At 41.6% G+C, this 13,442-nt stretch carries 15 protein-coding genes; 8 read left to right on the top strand and 7 right to left on the bottom strand.

The annotated features are described in order from the left end of the window. Positions 1-44: 44 nt before the first annotated feature. On the top strand, positions 45-1,481 hold the full coding sequence (locus F896_RS01825; protein WP_016165010.1) for a DUF2252 domain-containing protein: 1,437 nt from the start codon (positions 45-47) through the stop codon (positions 1,479-1,481). A gap of 120 nt (positions 1,482-1,601) precedes the next feature. Then, a complete protein-coding gene (locus tag F896_RS01830; RefSeq protein WP_016165009.1) occupies positions 1,602-2,378 on the top strand; it encodes a glycine-rich domain-containing protein in 777 nt (258 codons plus the stop codon). 8 nt (positions 2,379-2,386) lie between these two features. Here F896_RS01830 and F896_RS01835 read toward each other — a convergent pair whose 3' ends face one another. Both F896_RS01835 and F896_RS01840 read right to left on the bottom strand, forming a co-directional pair. Further along, positions 2,387-3,250 carry a LysR family transcriptional regulator gene (locus F896_RS01835; protein WP_016165008.1) on the bottom strand — a complete coding sequence of 288 codons (864 nt, stop codon included), beginning with the start codon at positions 3,248-3,250 and terminating at the stop codon, positions 2,387-2,389. Between the two features lie 53 nt (positions 3,251-3,303). Next, the gene (locus F896_RS01840) at positions 3,304-3,510 is read right to left on the bottom strand and encodes a DUF2061 domain-containing protein (protein WP_004656050.1); all 207 of its coding nucleotides are present in this window, start codon (positions 3,508-3,510) and stop codon (positions 3,304-3,306) included. A 343-nt stretch (positions 3,511-3,853) separates the two neighbouring features. Between F896_RS01840 and leuC the strand changes: the two genes are divergently transcribed. The 4 genes from leuC to leuB all read left to right on the top strand — a co-directional run bounded on the left by leuC (position 3,854) and on the right by leuB (position 7,773). Beyond that, positions 3,854-5,272, top strand: a complete 1,419-nt coding sequence (leuC, locus tag F896_RS01845) for a 3-isopropylmalate dehydratase large subunit (protein WP_016165007.1) — start codon at positions 3,854-3,856, stop codon at positions 5,270-5,272. A 12-nt stretch (positions 5,273-5,284) separates the two neighbouring features. Further along, a complete protein-coding gene (gene leuD / locus F896_RS01850) occupies positions 5,285-5,935 on the top strand; it encodes a 3-isopropylmalate dehydratase small subunit (RefSeq protein ID WP_016165006.1) in 651 nt (216 codons plus the stop codon). Positions 5,936-6,071: 136 nt separating this feature from the next. Beyond that, positions 6,072-6,647: a hypothetical protein gene (locus F896_RS01855; protein ID WP_032859189.1), complete on the top strand. Its 576-nt coding sequence runs from the start codon at positions 6,072-6,074 to the stop codon at positions 6,645-6,647. Between the two features lie 46 nt (positions 6,648-6,693). Further along, the gene (leuB, locus tag F896_RS01860; protein ID WP_016165005.1) at positions 6,694-7,773 is read left to right on the top strand and encodes a 3-isopropylmalate dehydrogenase; all 1,080 of its coding nucleotides are present in this window, start codon (positions 6,694-6,696) and stop codon (positions 7,771-7,773) included. Positions 7,774-7,825: 52 nt separating this feature from the next. Here leuB and F896_RS01865 read toward each other — a convergent pair whose 3' ends face one another. Next, positions 7,826-8,224 carry a hypothetical protein gene (locus F896_RS01865; RefSeq protein WP_016165004.1) on the bottom strand — a complete coding sequence of 133 codons (399 nt, stop codon included), beginning with the start codon at positions 8,222-8,224 and terminating at the stop codon, positions 7,826-7,828. Between the two features lie 175 nt (positions 8,225-8,399). Here F896_RS01865 and F896_RS01870 point away from each other — a divergent pair, with 175 nt between their 5' ends. Next, a complete protein-coding gene (locus tag F896_RS01870) occupies positions 8,400-8,771 on the top strand; it encodes a lysozyme inhibitor LprI family protein (protein ID WP_004656039.1) in 372 nt (123 codons plus the stop codon). A 62-nt stretch (positions 8,772-8,833) separates the two neighbouring features. Here F896_RS01870 and infA read toward each other — a convergent pair whose 3' ends face one another. After that, a complete protein-coding gene (gene infA / locus F896_RS01875) occupies positions 8,834-9,055 on the bottom strand; it encodes a translation initiation factor IF-1 (protein WP_001284370.1) in 222 nt (73 codons plus the stop codon). 229 nt (positions 9,056-9,284) lie between these two features. Between infA and F896_RS01880 the strand changes: the two genes are divergently transcribed. After that, complete coding sequence (locus F896_RS01880; protein WP_004656037.1) at positions 9,285-10,292, top strand: AraC family transcriptional regulator; 1,008 nt, start codon at positions 9,285-9,287, stop codon at positions 10,290-10,292. A gap of 45 nt (positions 10,293-10,337) precedes the next feature. On the opposite strand, the gene truA is transcribed toward F896_RS01880, so the two are convergent. Genes truA through F896_RS01895 form a run of 3 tightly spaced genes read right to left on the bottom strand, consistent with a single transcriptional unit; the run spans position 10,338 to position 13,426 of the window. Next, the gene (gene truA / locus F896_RS01885; protein ID WP_016165003.1) at positions 10,338-11,135 is read right to left on the bottom strand and encodes a tRNA pseudouridine(38-40) synthase TruA; all 798 of its coding nucleotides are present in this window, start codon (positions 11,133-11,135) and stop codon (positions 10,338-10,340) included. Positions 11,136-11,150: 15 nt separating this feature from the next. Continuing rightward, positions 11,151-12,119, bottom strand: a complete 969-nt coding sequence (locus F896_RS01890; RefSeq protein WP_016165002.1) for an asparaginase domain-containing protein — start codon at positions 12,117-12,119, stop codon at positions 11,151-11,153. 44 nt (positions 12,120-12,163) lie between these two features. Further along, positions 12,164-13,426: a hypothetical protein gene (locus F896_RS01895; protein WP_016165001.1), complete on the bottom strand. Its 1,263-nt coding sequence runs from the start codon at positions 13,424-13,426 to the stop codon at positions 12,164-12,166. Between the last annotated feature and the right edge of the window lie 16 nt (positions 13,427-13,442).

The following is a 13,442-nucleotide window of genomic DNA, read 5'->3' as shown; positions in this document are numbered from 1 at the left end:
TTCAGTTTATTGCTATAACACTACAGAAGTGATTCGGGGGTGTTATGTCAAAACCACATATTAAATTACCAAAACAACTGTGGGCAGAACAAAGTATTGATCTGACACGACACCGCTATCAGGGCAAGTTGCTGACCAAAAGCGAAGGCGTTGCATTGGGGAAAGCACAACGGAAAAAAATTCCACGTGAACAACTGGCACAGTTATCAGAACGTCCAAAAGATATTACAGCTTTAACCCTTTACGATTGGAGTAATGAGGGGCGCTTGGAACGGCTAAAACCAATTCGTGCTAAGCGTATGAGTGTATCTCCGTTTACCTTCTATCGTGGCATGCCAGCCCTGATGTTATTTGATCAAGTTTGGGAGCAGTGCAATTCAGGTCTATTCCAACAGATTTGTGGCGATTGCCATTTGAGTAACTTTGGCGGATTTGCCAGCCCAGAACGTAATCTGTTATTTGGTATCAACGACTTTGATGAAACGCTGGTTGCACCATTTGAATGGGATCTCAAGCGTTTGGTCACGAGTTTTGTGATTGCCGCGAAAGACATTGATTTGGGTGAGGAAGTTGGTTTAAAAGCAATTCAGCGTATGCTGACTGCCTATGTTACTCATTTAGAACAACAAATCATATTGTCTCCTTTGCAAACTTGGTATGAAAAAATTGATGCCAGTACACTATTGGAAAAAACTGAAAATCAAAAAGTCCGTAAAAAATTAGAAAAAAAAGTCAGCACCGCATCACGTCGTGATAGTTCTTCGATTTTACCGAAATTGACTCAACAGGATGAAGCAACAGGGTTTCGCCATTTTATTGAGGATGAACCTTTACTTTGGCACCCTCAAACAGGTGAGCCATTTAGTGAAGGAATCGATACATTTTTTGAGAGTTATCGCAGCACACTGAAATATGATCGCCAAGTTTTATTTGATCGTTATCAATGTACTGACGTGGCTTTAAAAGTAGTTGGTGTAGGCAGTGTCGGGACTCGTTCTGCAATCGCTTTGTTTGAAGATGCAGATCGTGAACCTTTGATTTTACAAATGAAGGAGGCTAATCCTTCGATTTTAAGTCCACTGTTTTTACAGAAAGCCCGACATGAAGGTGAGCGAGTGGTCTATGGTCAGCAACTCATGCAAGCAGCCAGTGATATTTTCTTGGGATATTCAAGTGCGCAACAACAACACTATTTGGTCCGTCAATTACGTGATATGAAAGTATCTATTGATTTGGCAGGCATGGATGATACGTTCTTCGAGGGGTACGCAGATAGTTGTGGTTTGGCTTTGGCACATGCACACGCCAAAGCAGGTAATGCAGATGTTTTAAGAGGATATTTAGGTGAGGGTGATACCATTATCAAGGTGCTGCAGGAGTATGCGCTACAGTATGAGGCTCGTAATTTAGATGATTATCAGCAATTTATGCATGCCATTGCAGATACTAAAATTCAGCTCGCTGGAGATGAGGTACTCTAATAAGCAGGCACCACTGTACATAAAATAAATCGCTACATCACTTGCTTAATTTGAAGAGAAGCTCCCAATGGGAAGGTTTTTTGTCATATTAATGTCATCATTTATTTTTAAGATTAGCCTATGAAAATAAAAATAAATCAGGAAGCGACGACTTCCATCTTGCTCGATACATTATTGCAATTAAAACGACAACAACCCATGATCAAAATGCGATGGATCGCGCTCCCAATCTTCGTTTTGACCTTGATGTACAGTTGGCAGCAACAGTTTTTTACCGCATGGGTGATATTGCCCTTTATGTGGACAGTGATTGTGTTGAATCTTGCCTTGCTTGCGCATTCTAAATCTAAAAAATTACATAAGATTGAGCAATTCAAATTCGATCCGATTTTTTGGAATAAATTCAGATTCTATTATCCAGAACTGGGTCTAAAACAACGGCAATTGATCGAAGCTGGATTTAAGGATTATTTGGCTTTGCATGTCATGCAAAAACAGGCCTATGCCATGCCTTCGCATGCAGTTGATTCATTATGGCATGTCATGCTGGAATTTCCGAAACAATATCAAGACTTATGTGAACAGCTTATCGGTCGGCAGTTACATCATAGCCCCTATGATGCGAGCACAACGTCCACGCAGCAAACGCAACAGTTATTTGCGACGTGGCGAAACAGTTGTGGTCTACATGCCTATCAGCCAAGAAATACCACGCTATTACCTAGACTGTTTGCAATTGACCAAGCTTTAAATTGGCAGGAAGGGCAATATTTTAATTTAGAGTTGATGACCAAGGATTATGCACAATATTTGCAAGCTCAGTCTTCGTCATCCTCTTCAAGCTGCAGCAGTAGCAGCAATAGTTGTAGCAGTTGTGGGGGCGGTGGGGGAGATTAATCCTAAGATTAACCAACATGCATCATACGAATCAGTTCTTCAGCCGCTTTAGACTGAATTCGTGCAGGATGCCAAACCATACCGAGTTGACGCTGCATATCCAGTTTTAAATCGAGTTGTTTTAAATCCTGATTGACCAAGGTTTTTGGTAACACTGACCAGCCAAGACCAATCGATACCAACATTCGAATGGATTCTAAGGGATTATTGCTCATGGTGATTTTCGGTTTTAAGTTATTTTTCTCAAACTCTGAAAGGGTAATTTGACTGGTATAAGTTTGTGCTGCTGGTAATAGGCTTGGATAGGCAATCAAGTCTTCTAATTTAAGCTGCGTCTGTTGAGCCAAGGGATGGAAGGGTGCAGCCACAAACACCAATGGATCATTCCAGATGGTCACATAATTCAGGCGATCATGCCCAACTGGCGGCAAGGTTAAAAATGCCAGTTCCAGTTCACCTGCCAAAACCTGTTCATGTGCTTGTTCTGAATCAACAAAATGTACATCTAAGGTGACTTGAGGATAGTGTTGGACAAAGTTTTTGAGTGGTTCAGCTAAATGATGTAAGCCAATATGATGACTAGTACCAATCTTTAAGCGGCCTTGGACCTGTGCTTGTTCATGACTCAAAGTATGGTGAATTTCCCCTAATTCATTTAGCCAAGTACGGACTTTAGGCAATAGAGAATGTGCGGCATGAGTAGGTTGAATGCCCCGACCTGCAGATTCAAACAGCTTGACCCCAAAGTAGTCTTCCAAGCTGTGAATCCGTTTAGTGACTGCGGGTTGGGTAATAAATAATTGTTCTGCTGCGATGGAAATTGAACCGGTTTCCATCACTTTTACAAATGCTTCAAAAGCAGCGAGGTTCATACAAGCTTGTCCAAGGAGATTTTAAAATTAGTTTTATAAGCAGTATGTTTGAATTAGAAATAATTCCATACTTTTTCATGAAAGAAAAAAGCAAAGGCTTGTACCGTTGGTTCAATTAAACTTAAGGTTGCTGCCATGAGCCAATTGCCTGTAATAAGGTAAGCAACGATCATCGCAACACTAATATGCATGATGTAATAACTCAAGGTTTTTTTCAAAGTCCGACTATTGTTCATGACAAATTGTTGAATATTTGACATCTGTTTCACCCTACAAAATCTCTATTTAATTAAATAATAATCATTATCATTTAAAATGTAAAAAGGAAATTTCAATTCAGGACGATTGGATTTATAAATCGTGAGGTGATTCACTTAACATAAGCTGCTCAAAGCCAGAGTGCGTATGAAATGTGCTCAGTGAAGATGATTTAAATTTTTTTTAATTTAATGAGATGATCAAGATATAAAATTTAAATTTATCATTCCTAAAAGTTTGTTAATTTATAAAAATGATAAATTAGATTTATGTGATGCGATTGCTATAATCAATTCAAGATGAAAAATACCCAGACCAATGGCAAGCACGATGGAGGGCGACGACATGGCAGGCAAAACCTTATATGACAAATTATGGGATGACCATTTAGTAAAACAACGTGATGATGGTTCGAGCTTAATTTATATTGACCGCCATTTATTACATGAAGTGACCAGCCCTCAGGCTTTCGAAGGCTTACAGCTTGCCGATCGCCAACCTTGGCGTTTAAGTGCTAACGTCGCAACACCTGACCATAACGTGCCAACTTCTAAAAAAGAACGTGAACAGGGCATCGCAGGGATTGAAGACGATACTTCTCGGATTCAGGTACAGACCTTAGATGACAATTGTAAAACCTTTAATATCGTTGAGTTTGGGATTAATGATATCCGTCAAGGCATTGCCCATGTTGTTGGCCCAGAACAAGGTTTGACTTTACCAGGTATGACTGTGGTCTGTGGTGATTCGCATACCGCAACGCATGGTGCTTTTGGCTGTTTGGCGCACGGGATTGGGACGTCGGAAGTAGAACATGTGTTAGCAACACAGTGCTTGGTACAGAAAAAATCGAAAAACATGTTGGTGCGTGTTGATGGTGTATTGGGCAAAGGCGTGACTTCTAAAGATGTCGTGTTAGCCATTATCGGCAAAATTGGTACTGCAGGCGGTACAGGTTATGCCATTGAGTTTGGCGGGCAAGTGTTCCGTGATATGTCAATCGAAGGTCGTATGACTGTTTGTAATATGGCAATCGAAGCAGGTGCCCGTGTCGGTATGGTTGCTGTTGATGACAAAACCATTGCGTATGTGAAAGACCGTAACTATGCACCGAAAGGTGAACAGTGGGATCAAGCAGTCGAATACTGGGATACCTTACATTCGGATGAAGATGCCGTATTTGATGCTGTAGTGGTATTGAATGGCGCAGAGATTGAACCTCAAGTGTCTTGGGGAACTTCTCCTGAAATGGTGATTCCTGTTTCACAGGCAGTACCAACCTTAGAACAAGCTAAAGATGATGTACAACGCAATGATTGGACCCGTGCTTATCAATACATGGGCTTAACGGCTGGTCAAGCTTTGGCTGATATCCAGTTAGATCGTGTTTTCATTGGCTCATGTACTAACTCGCGTATTGAAGATATCCGAGCTGCCGCAGATGTGGTGAAGGGGCGTACAGTCGCTTCAAGTATTAAGCAAGCGATGATTGTTCCAGGTTCTGGTTTGGTGAAACAGCAAGCCGAACAAGAAGGCTTAGATCAAATTTTCTTGGCGGCAGGTTTTGAATGGCGTGAACCAGGCTGTTCAATGTGTTTGGCGATGAATGCAGACAAGTTACAACCAGGTGAACATTGTGCTTCAACCTCGAATCGTAACTTTGAAGGTCGTCAGGGCAATGGTGGGCGGACGCATTTAGTGAGTCCAGCGATGGCAGCGGCAGCTGCAATTGCAGGCCATTTTGTTGACGTTCGTTCATTCTAAGGGAGCAATATCATGGAAAAATACACTGTAGAGCAAGGTGTTGTTGCACCTTTAGACCGAGCCAATGTCGATACAGATTTAATCATTCCAAAGCAGTTTTTGAAATCGATTAAACGCACAGGTTTCGGCGATAACTTATTTGATGAGTTACGTTATTTAGATGAAGGCTTCTTAGGTCAAGACATTAGCAAGCGCCCAAAGAATCCTGATTTCGTGTTAAATCAACCGCGCTATCAAGGTTCAAGTATCTTATTGGCACGCACTAACTTTGGTTGTGGTTCAAGTCGTGAGCATGCGCCATGGGCATTGAATGAATATGGCTTCCGTACCGTCATTGCGCCTAGCTTTGCCGATATTTTCTTTAATAACTGCTTTAAAAATGGCATGTTGCCTGTGATTTTATCTGAACAGATTGTGGATCAATTATTCAAAGAATGTGCTGAGAGTGAAGGTTATCAACTGACGATTGATTTAGAAGCTCAGGAAGTACGTACGCCCGCAGGTGAAGCATTTAAATTTGAAATCGATCCATTCCGTAAACATTGCTTATTGAATGGTTTGGATGATATTGGCTTAACTTTACAAGTGGCAGATGATATCCGTGCTTTTGAAGCCAAGGCGAAACAAGCGCGTCCGTGGGTGTTTCAAGACATCCAAGCTTAAGTTTGGGTGCAAGAAACAAGATTGGGTTTTAGACATTTTTAACATAGGCATAGCGCAGAGATTGAACTCTTGTTAACATGCTAGCGGATAATATTTTGCTTACATGTTAACAAGACATGAGGACTGGGCTTGAATAATGAAAAGAAGACTCGCTCGCAGTATTTTACTGTGTCTAGGCGCTACGATGACTTTGACTGCGTGTCAAAATGCACCCAATGTGGTGGATCAGGTTCGTATTGCACAGAACACATTGGAAAGTAAGGCGGACAACACAACTTTATATTGTTCAGGTGTTGAGAATTGTGAGTTTGAACGAATTGGTGATATTGCGGTCATTGATGCAAAAACTCATCGGATTAGCCAACAGGCGATGGAACGCGGCATTGTACGCTTACATGGTTCAGTATTTAGCCGCAAGCAGCAGGTCTATTTAAGTGTGCCAGCCAAGCAGTATGAAGTCGTCATTCGTTTTTATCCGATTTCTCCTGATCGTTCCGAAACTTTCCATGTGATTCATGCATTTAAACCGCATGTGCGCTATACCTTTAAAATGTACCGAGACCGAACACGTCGTTCAGGCAGTTTACTTAATGTTTCTGTACCTGATCCGTTGTGTGTAGATTTGCAGCAAGAGCAACACACCATTCGCCGTTTCTGTCGTCCATTTGACGTCAGTACAGGTCTTGGTGAGTTTGTTGAGAAAAAGGTTTAATTGGCTCGCAGTGTTATCGCTGCACATAGGAAAATTGGAAAAATAAATGTCGAAGCATATTTTAATTTTAGCGGGTGATGGCATTGGTCCTGAAATCGTAGCAGCTGCTGAAAAGGTTTTAACCAAGGTCAATGATAAATTTAATTTAGGTTTGACATGGGAACATGGTTTGCTCGGTGGTTCTGCAATTGATGCACATGGCGAACCGTACCCAACAGTGACCAGTGAACAGGCGAAAAAAGCCGATGCAATTTTATTAGGCGCAGTCGGTGGTCCGAAGTGGGATAGCATTGAGCGTTCAATTCGCCCTGAACGTGGCTTGTTAAAAATTCGAAGTGAACTCAATTTATTCGCCAACTTACGCCCTGCGATTTTGTATCCACAATTGGCGGATGCGTCTAGCTTAAAACCTGAAATCGTTGCTGGCCTTGATATTCTGATTGTTCGTGAATTAACGGGGGGGATCTATTTTGGTCAACCACGTGGTATTCGTGAACTCGAAAATGGTGAAAAGCAGGGTTATAACACTGACGTCTATTCAGAAAGTGAAATCAAACGCATTGCCAAAGTTGCTTTTGAGTTAGCTGGATTGCGTGGTGGCAAGGTCTGTTCAGTGGATAAAGCCAACGTTCTTGAAGTAACGGAGTTGTGGAAGCAAACCGTCACAGACTTACAGCAAGCACAGTATTCAAATATTCAGTTGTCGCATATGTATGTGGATAATGCGGCAATGCAGTTGGTACGCGCACCCAAGCAATTTGACGTGATCGTTACCGGTAATTTGTTCGGTGATATTCTCTCTGACGAAGCCGCGATGTTGACAGGTTCAATCGGCATGTTGCCATCTGCGTCTTTAGATGAAAATGGCAAAGGCATGTATGAACCATGTCATGGTTCTGCACCAGATATTGCAGGTCAGAACATTGCTAACCCATTGGCGACGGTACTTTCAGTGGCGATGATGTTGCGCTATACCTTCCGTGAAGAAGCTGCTGCGAAGGCAATTGAAGATGCGGTCGGTCAGGTTTTAGACCAAGGTTTACGTACTGCCGATATTATGTCGGAAGGTATGAGCAAGGTTGGTACAGATGCAATGGGTGAGGCTGTAGTTGCAGCATTAAGCTAAGCATTGACGTCTATAAAAAACGCAGCTTTAGCTGCGTTTTTTATTTAATGAATTAGCAGGCTTTGCCTTCATAACGAATTGATTGCGCAATTTGTTGTTGATCCAACTCAAAAATAATATGGCATTTTAAGTTCAGATCATAAGCACTGCCTGCATTGCCAGCACTTTGAATCGGAATATTCTGAGCACCAAGTTCGGTTGATTGTGCTATTGGAATCGGGATACGGACGGGACGAATCACGGTATAAATCAGCTGATTATTTTGCTTAACCGGTTGGGCCAGTGTTTGGAAACCTAAGGGTTTTAAGTCGAGTTGTTGCTGGATGGTGCTCGCTGATTGCCCAATAAACGGTTTTAGATAGTCGGGTAGGCTAATATTTGGCTGGTTTGATGTCGCACAAGCTTGTAAACCGACAAGCGTACAGAACAACAGGTACTTATAATTTTTCATTATGATCATCCTTTATCTTTTTGATCTTTTTTTATTCAATGGCAAAAGTGCAGGAGTGTCGAGAGCATTTATGTGAATTGCTAAAAAGATACAATCTTGTCTACTTTTGGACAATGTTCAAGCCCAGTAAAATATGCTTAGATAATGATGATAATTAAGCGATTTGGACAACTTCATGCGCAAAATAATATTTGGCTTGATCTGTGGGGCAATGGCGACATTGAGCTATGCGGATAACTGCGAAAATGCCCGTAATACTTATGATGATATCTACTGTACCAATAAAATTTTTGCCAGTGCAGATGCTGACTTAAATAAAAACTATCAGCAATTACGTAAACAGCTGAGCGATACACAACAAAAAATCTTGAAAAAATCACAACTGGCGTGGATTCGCCATCGTGATGCAGAATGTAGTGATGATTCCAAGAGCACGGTTTATGTGCAATGCCAATTGAATGCAACGCAAGAACGCAATAATTGGCTGCAAGAGCGTATCCGTGAATGTCAGACGGTGGGCTGTAAAACGACACGCCTCAGTGAATAAACTTTCACATGAGCTATAAAAAAAGCCACATGATGTGGCTTTTTTGCATTCACTAATCTGACTTAGCGTGCACGATAAGTGATACGACCCTTAGTTAAATCATAAGGTGTCATTTCTACTTTAACACTGTCACCTGTCAAAATACGGATATAGTGTTTACGCATTTTACCAGAAATGTGAGCAATAACTTCGTGACCGTTTTCTAAACGTACACGGAACATCGTATTAGGAAGCGTTTCGGTGACAACGCCTTCGAACTCAATGAGTTCCTCTTTATTGGCCATAGCCTACCTGAGATCAAATTGGGAAGGCGCAAATTATAGTCAATTTATTTAAAATTTACAAGATCAAGTCTGTTAGAGGCTGTCAGATATTAACCGAAAGGAACTGTCAGACAATTCGCGATTTTTTTTAACAAAATAAGCAGAATATTGTTGTCAGTTTGGTCAATCAACGTTAATCTAAAATTGTTGTTCATTGTCATAATAACGTATCTACAGGGAAGGGCACAGCGTGGGTCAGCTAACAGATGCATCAGTTGTATTGCGCTTTGGTTATCAGGCAATTCGTAAAGCAGGATTACCAACTGAAGAGATTTTAACAAAGGCCGGCGTGGCATTAAATCAAGTGGATACCAATGCAAGAACGCCGCTAAGTGCACAAAATGCGTTTTGGATCGCTGCACAGGATGTGAGTAACGATCCTGATATCGGACTTCATCTTGGTGAACATTTACCACTTTATCGTGGTCAAGTGATTGAACATTTATTTATTAGTAGTGAAACCTTTGGTGAAGGCTTAAAGCGCGCCTTGGCTTATCAACGCCTGATTAGCGACGCTTTCGATGCCAAACTGGTGATTGAAGATGGTCGTTGTTACTTGAGCAATGGCGAACAGTATTGGCCAGATAATCTGGTCAACCGTCACTTCTCTGAATGTGCCATGTCAGGCATTTTACGGTTCTTTAAATTTATTACCGAAGGTCAGTTTCACCCGATCTATATTGATTTTAACTTCAATGAGGGCGCTGCTGATGACGAATACTTTAGAGTCTATGGTTGCCCAGTGAGTTTGGGGCAAAAAGAAACCCGTCTTTATTTTGATGCGGCCGTACTGGATTACCCTTTATGGCAAGCAGAACCTGAATTACTGCAATTGCATGAGCAATTGGCGATTGAAAAATTACAAGAATTGGCACGTTATGATCTAGTGGGTGAAGTCCGCCGTGCCATTGGCTCAACCCTTGAAAGTGGCGAAACGACTCTGGAGACGGTGGCGGCACAGTTGAATATCACCCCGCGTCGTTTAAGAACCCAACTCAGTGAAGCCAATACCAGCTTCCAGCAAATTCTTTCTGACTATCGTTGCCGTTTAGCGAAAAAGCTGTTGGCAAATACCAATGAAAGTGTAGAGCGTATTGTGTATTTAACGGGTTTTTCTGAACCAAGTACTTTCTATCGTGCCTTTAAGCGTTGGACCAATGAAACGCCAGTTGAATATCGCAAGCGTAAACAACGTTAATTGATTCCAAATAAAAAGCCTTATCACTGTGATAAGGCTTTTTTGTTATTCAGCTAAATTTAACCAGTGTGGACCTAAAGGCAGCTGCGGTAAGTCAAACTCATCTGGGTAATAAGACTGAATAAAGTATAGACCATCCGGTGGGGCGGTAATCCCAGCAGCGGTGCGATCTTCTGCGGCAAACATGGTATCAATATGATCGATTTCATATTGACCTTGCCCAATTTCAAGCAGGCAGCCCATGATATTACGCACCATATGGTGTAAGAAACCATCCGCTTGAATATCTAAGACTAGATAACGCCCATGTTCGAATAAGCGACAGTGTTTAACATGACGTACAGGTTGATTCGATTGACAGGCTGCAGCGCGAAAGGTTTCAAAATTATGTGTACCTTCGAATTTTGCTGCCGCCGCAATCATCTTTTGCACATCAAGCATTTGATAAAGATGGGTGACCTGTTTATATAACAAGGCAGGACGAGTCGGAGCGTTATACACAACATAGCGATAACGACGAGCCACAGCTTTAAAACGTGCATGGAAATTTTCATCCATACATTTAATCCACTGGATTGAAATGTCTTTGGGCAATTGGCTATTGGCACCACGAATCCAACCTTGTTCTGGGCGAACGGCTTCGGTGTCGAAATGCGCCACCATATTGGTCGCATGTACGCCTGCGTCAGTTCGTCCAGCACCATGCAAAATAATCGGCTGATTGGCAATACGACTCAGCACTTTTTCTATCGTTTCCTGAACAGTGACAACGCCAGCCTGTTGGGTTTGCCAACCACGGTATTGAGTACCGCAAAATTCAATACCGATTGCATAACGTTGCATGTTCTAACCTCAGAATTAATGTTGATGCCAATGTTCGAACCATTGTTCGTGGGTCGGATATTTTAAATACATTTGCAAGACTTTTGCATATAAATCGGCATGGCTATGGCAGTCATTGACTAAAACTTTGGCAGATTGAATCCATGAACTGACAGCATAGCGTTGATCGAGTTGCCCAAAGGTCACTTGAGTGCTGATAATCGGCAAACATTGTTTTTGATAAAGTTGTTCAAACAGGGTCAGAATTTCATCATTGACCGCGATATTACCTGTGCCAAAGCCTTGTAAAACCAAAAAGTTAGGTGGGCTAAGCAGAAGATTTTTTAATTGTAAAATGAGTTGTTCTTTCGCAATCGGCTGTAACATCAAATTCAAGACACTGAGTTGAGCGGCTTGCTCAATGTATTCATTTGGGACAATAAGAGCATCTGCTGTAGTGTCACAGCTTTGGTCTGCTTTGATACCAACAAAGGCATCTAATTCAGTGGTATGGGCTTTTAAAGTGCTTTGTGCATGAAAGACTTGCTCATGGAAGGCAAGATAAACACCACTTGGCAAAGCAAGCACTTGTTCCAGTGCTAAATACAGATTGCCGATCGCATCGGTGAATTCACGGGTATCGTTGCCTTCAATATTCAATAATGGGTATTGGCTGCCCGTAATGATGGCGTGGCAAGAATGGCCTAAAAAACGTGCCAGTGTTGCAGCGGCGTAGCTTAAGGTGTCCGTCCCATGAATGATGACAAAATGCTGAAAGCCATTGAGTTGTAATTGTTGAATTTGTTGTACCAATTTCAACCAATCGGTTGCGGTGCAGGCACTGCTGTCTTTAATGCTAGGGGCAGCGAAACATTCAACCTGTAAATGTGGTGGAATCACCTTCGCTAATAAAGGTAAAAAATCCTGTTCAGGCATTGGCATTAAGGGTTCGCCAATACAACCAAACGTCCCACCCATATAAATTAAAGCGATTGTTTTCATCATAAAAAAAGCAGCCTGAGAGACTGCTTATATTAGACTGATCAAATTCAGGAAGCTATTTTATTCAGTAAATTTTCTGAACGTTGTTGTTGTTCTGCATTGAATGCCTGATTATTTTTTAACAACTCACGTGCAGAATCATAGGCACCTAGTTCAATATACTGCTCTGCAAGCTCTAAATTCAGCTGTGCTTCATCAAGTTGTTGCAGATCAGGGAAAGACTGGGCCAATGGGTCATGAATTGTAATCGCTGCTGCAGGTGTTGCAGCAGGAGTGATCAATTCAGGTTGTGTTTCGACTGCAGCTGGTTCTGCAATATCAAATGAAAATGCTGTGGTTTCAAGTGGTGCAGGTTGTTCAGTCTTTTCTACGCTAGGTTCAAAATTAAAATCTAAGCTTGGTGCCGCTTCTTCAACAGGTGCTTTTTCTTCAACGGGCTGAGATGCAACCTCTAAATGATTAAAGTTAAAGTCAAGCTCAGGTTTTAGGTCTTCAGTTTTTGCTTCTTCAATACTTGGTGGCGTTGGTTCTAAGTTAAACGAAAACTCAAGCGGTGGCTGTTGTTCTTTGCTCTCAGGTGTTGCAACTGGGGCAGGAGACGGTACCGCTTCATCCGTAGGTTTTTGTTCAAAGGAGAAATTAAAGTCTAAAGGCTGAACTTCAGGTGCAGCTTCTACAGGCTTTGCTTCTTCTGTAGGTGCAGCATATTCTGATTGCAAGTCATCAAATGATTGTGCCGCTGGTGTTTGGACTAAAGCATCAAAGTCAGCAGTATTGCTTTGAACCTGTGGCTCAGATGTTGGTGTTTGCTGAAAACTATGTGATGCTAAATTAAATTCAATCGAATCAGGCTGTTTATTCTGCTCGTATTCACGATGCTTCGCTTCAGCTGCTTGTGCAATATCTTCCAGTTTTAAGGCATGAATATGTTTGATCAATTGATCAATCGCCAAATCATCTTTTTGCTTTAAATGGATATCCAGTAAAAACAAATACAATTCATGTTGAGAATTGTCTTGTTTTAAGGCTTGATTGATTTGTGCCTCGGCAGACTGAAAGTTACCACTTTGAATTTGTTGTTCAAGTTTTTGACGTAAACTTTCAGAAATTGCTGTAGTCGTTGGCGGTGCTGCTGGCTCTTGTTCTTCGCGTACGAGCGTGGTTCGTGAAGCAGATCGTGTCGCTGCTTTTTTTGTCGTTTTGCTTGCACCTTTTTTAGGTGCAGTATTGGCTTGATTGCTTTCACGTTTTTTTAAAACGATAGCTACAATCAGTACAATGACGAGCAGTACAATGATTATAGTTGACATGATCTATACCCCTTAA

It is taken from the genome of Acinetobacter genomosp. 15BJ, assembly GCF_000400715.1.
Classification (GTDB): Bacteria; Pseudomonadota; Gammaproteobacteria; order Pseudomonadales; family Moraxellaceae; genus Acinetobacter.
Note: the sequence above shows the minus strand (reverse complement) of the source record. Positions and strands in the feature narration are given on the sequence as shown.

Coding starts and splice junctions, on each gene's coding strand:
- F896_RS01865 (WP_016165004.1), bottom strand. CDS start 8,224: ATGAAAAATTATAAGTACCTGTTGTTCTGTACGCTTGTCGGTTTACAA.
- leuC (WP_016165007.1), top strand. CDS start 3,854: ATGGCAGGCAAAACCTTATATGACAAATTATGGGATGACCATTTAGTA.
- leuB (WP_016165005.1), top strand. CDS start 6,694: ATGTCGAAGCATATTTTAATTTTAGCGGGTGATGGCATTGGTCCTGAA.
- F896_RS01895 (WP_016165001.1), bottom strand. CDS start 13,426: ATGTCAACTATAATCATTGTACTGCTCGTCATTGTACTGATTGTAGCT.
- F896_RS01870 (WP_004656039.1), top strand. CDS start 8,400: ATGCGCAAAATAATATTTGGCTTGATCTGTGGGGCAATGGCGACATTG.
- infA (WP_001284370.1), bottom strand. CDS start 9,055: ATGGCCAATAAAGAGGAACTCATTGAGTTCGAAGGCGTTGTCACCGAA.
- F896_RS01855 (WP_032859189.1), top strand. CDS start 6,072: ATGAAAAGAAGACTCGCTCGCAGTATTTTACTGTGTCTAGGCGCTACG.
- F896_RS01840 (WP_004656050.1), bottom strand. CDS start 3,510: ATGTCAAATATTCAACAATTTGTCATGAACAATAGTCGGACTTTGAAA.
- leuD (WP_016165006.1), top strand. CDS start 5,285: ATGGAAAAATACACTGTAGAGCAAGGTGTTGTTGCACCTTTAGACCGA.
- truA (WP_016165003.1), bottom strand. CDS start 11,135: ATGCAACGTTATGCAATCGGTATTGAATTTTGCGGTACTCAATACCGT.
- F896_RS01890 (WP_016165002.1), bottom strand. CDS start 12,119: ATGATGAAAACAATCGCTTTAATTTATATGGGTGGGACGTTTGGTTGT.
- F896_RS01825 (WP_016165010.1), top strand. CDS start 45: ATGTCAAAACCACATATTAAATTACCAAAACAACTGTGGGCAGAACAA.
- F896_RS01830 (WP_016165009.1), top strand. CDS start 1,602: ATGAAAATAAAAATAAATCAGGAAGCGACGACTTCCATCTTGCTCGAT.
- F896_RS01835 (WP_016165008.1), bottom strand. CDS start 3,250: ATGAACCTCGCTGCTTTTGAAGCATTTGTAAAAGTGATGGAAACCGGT.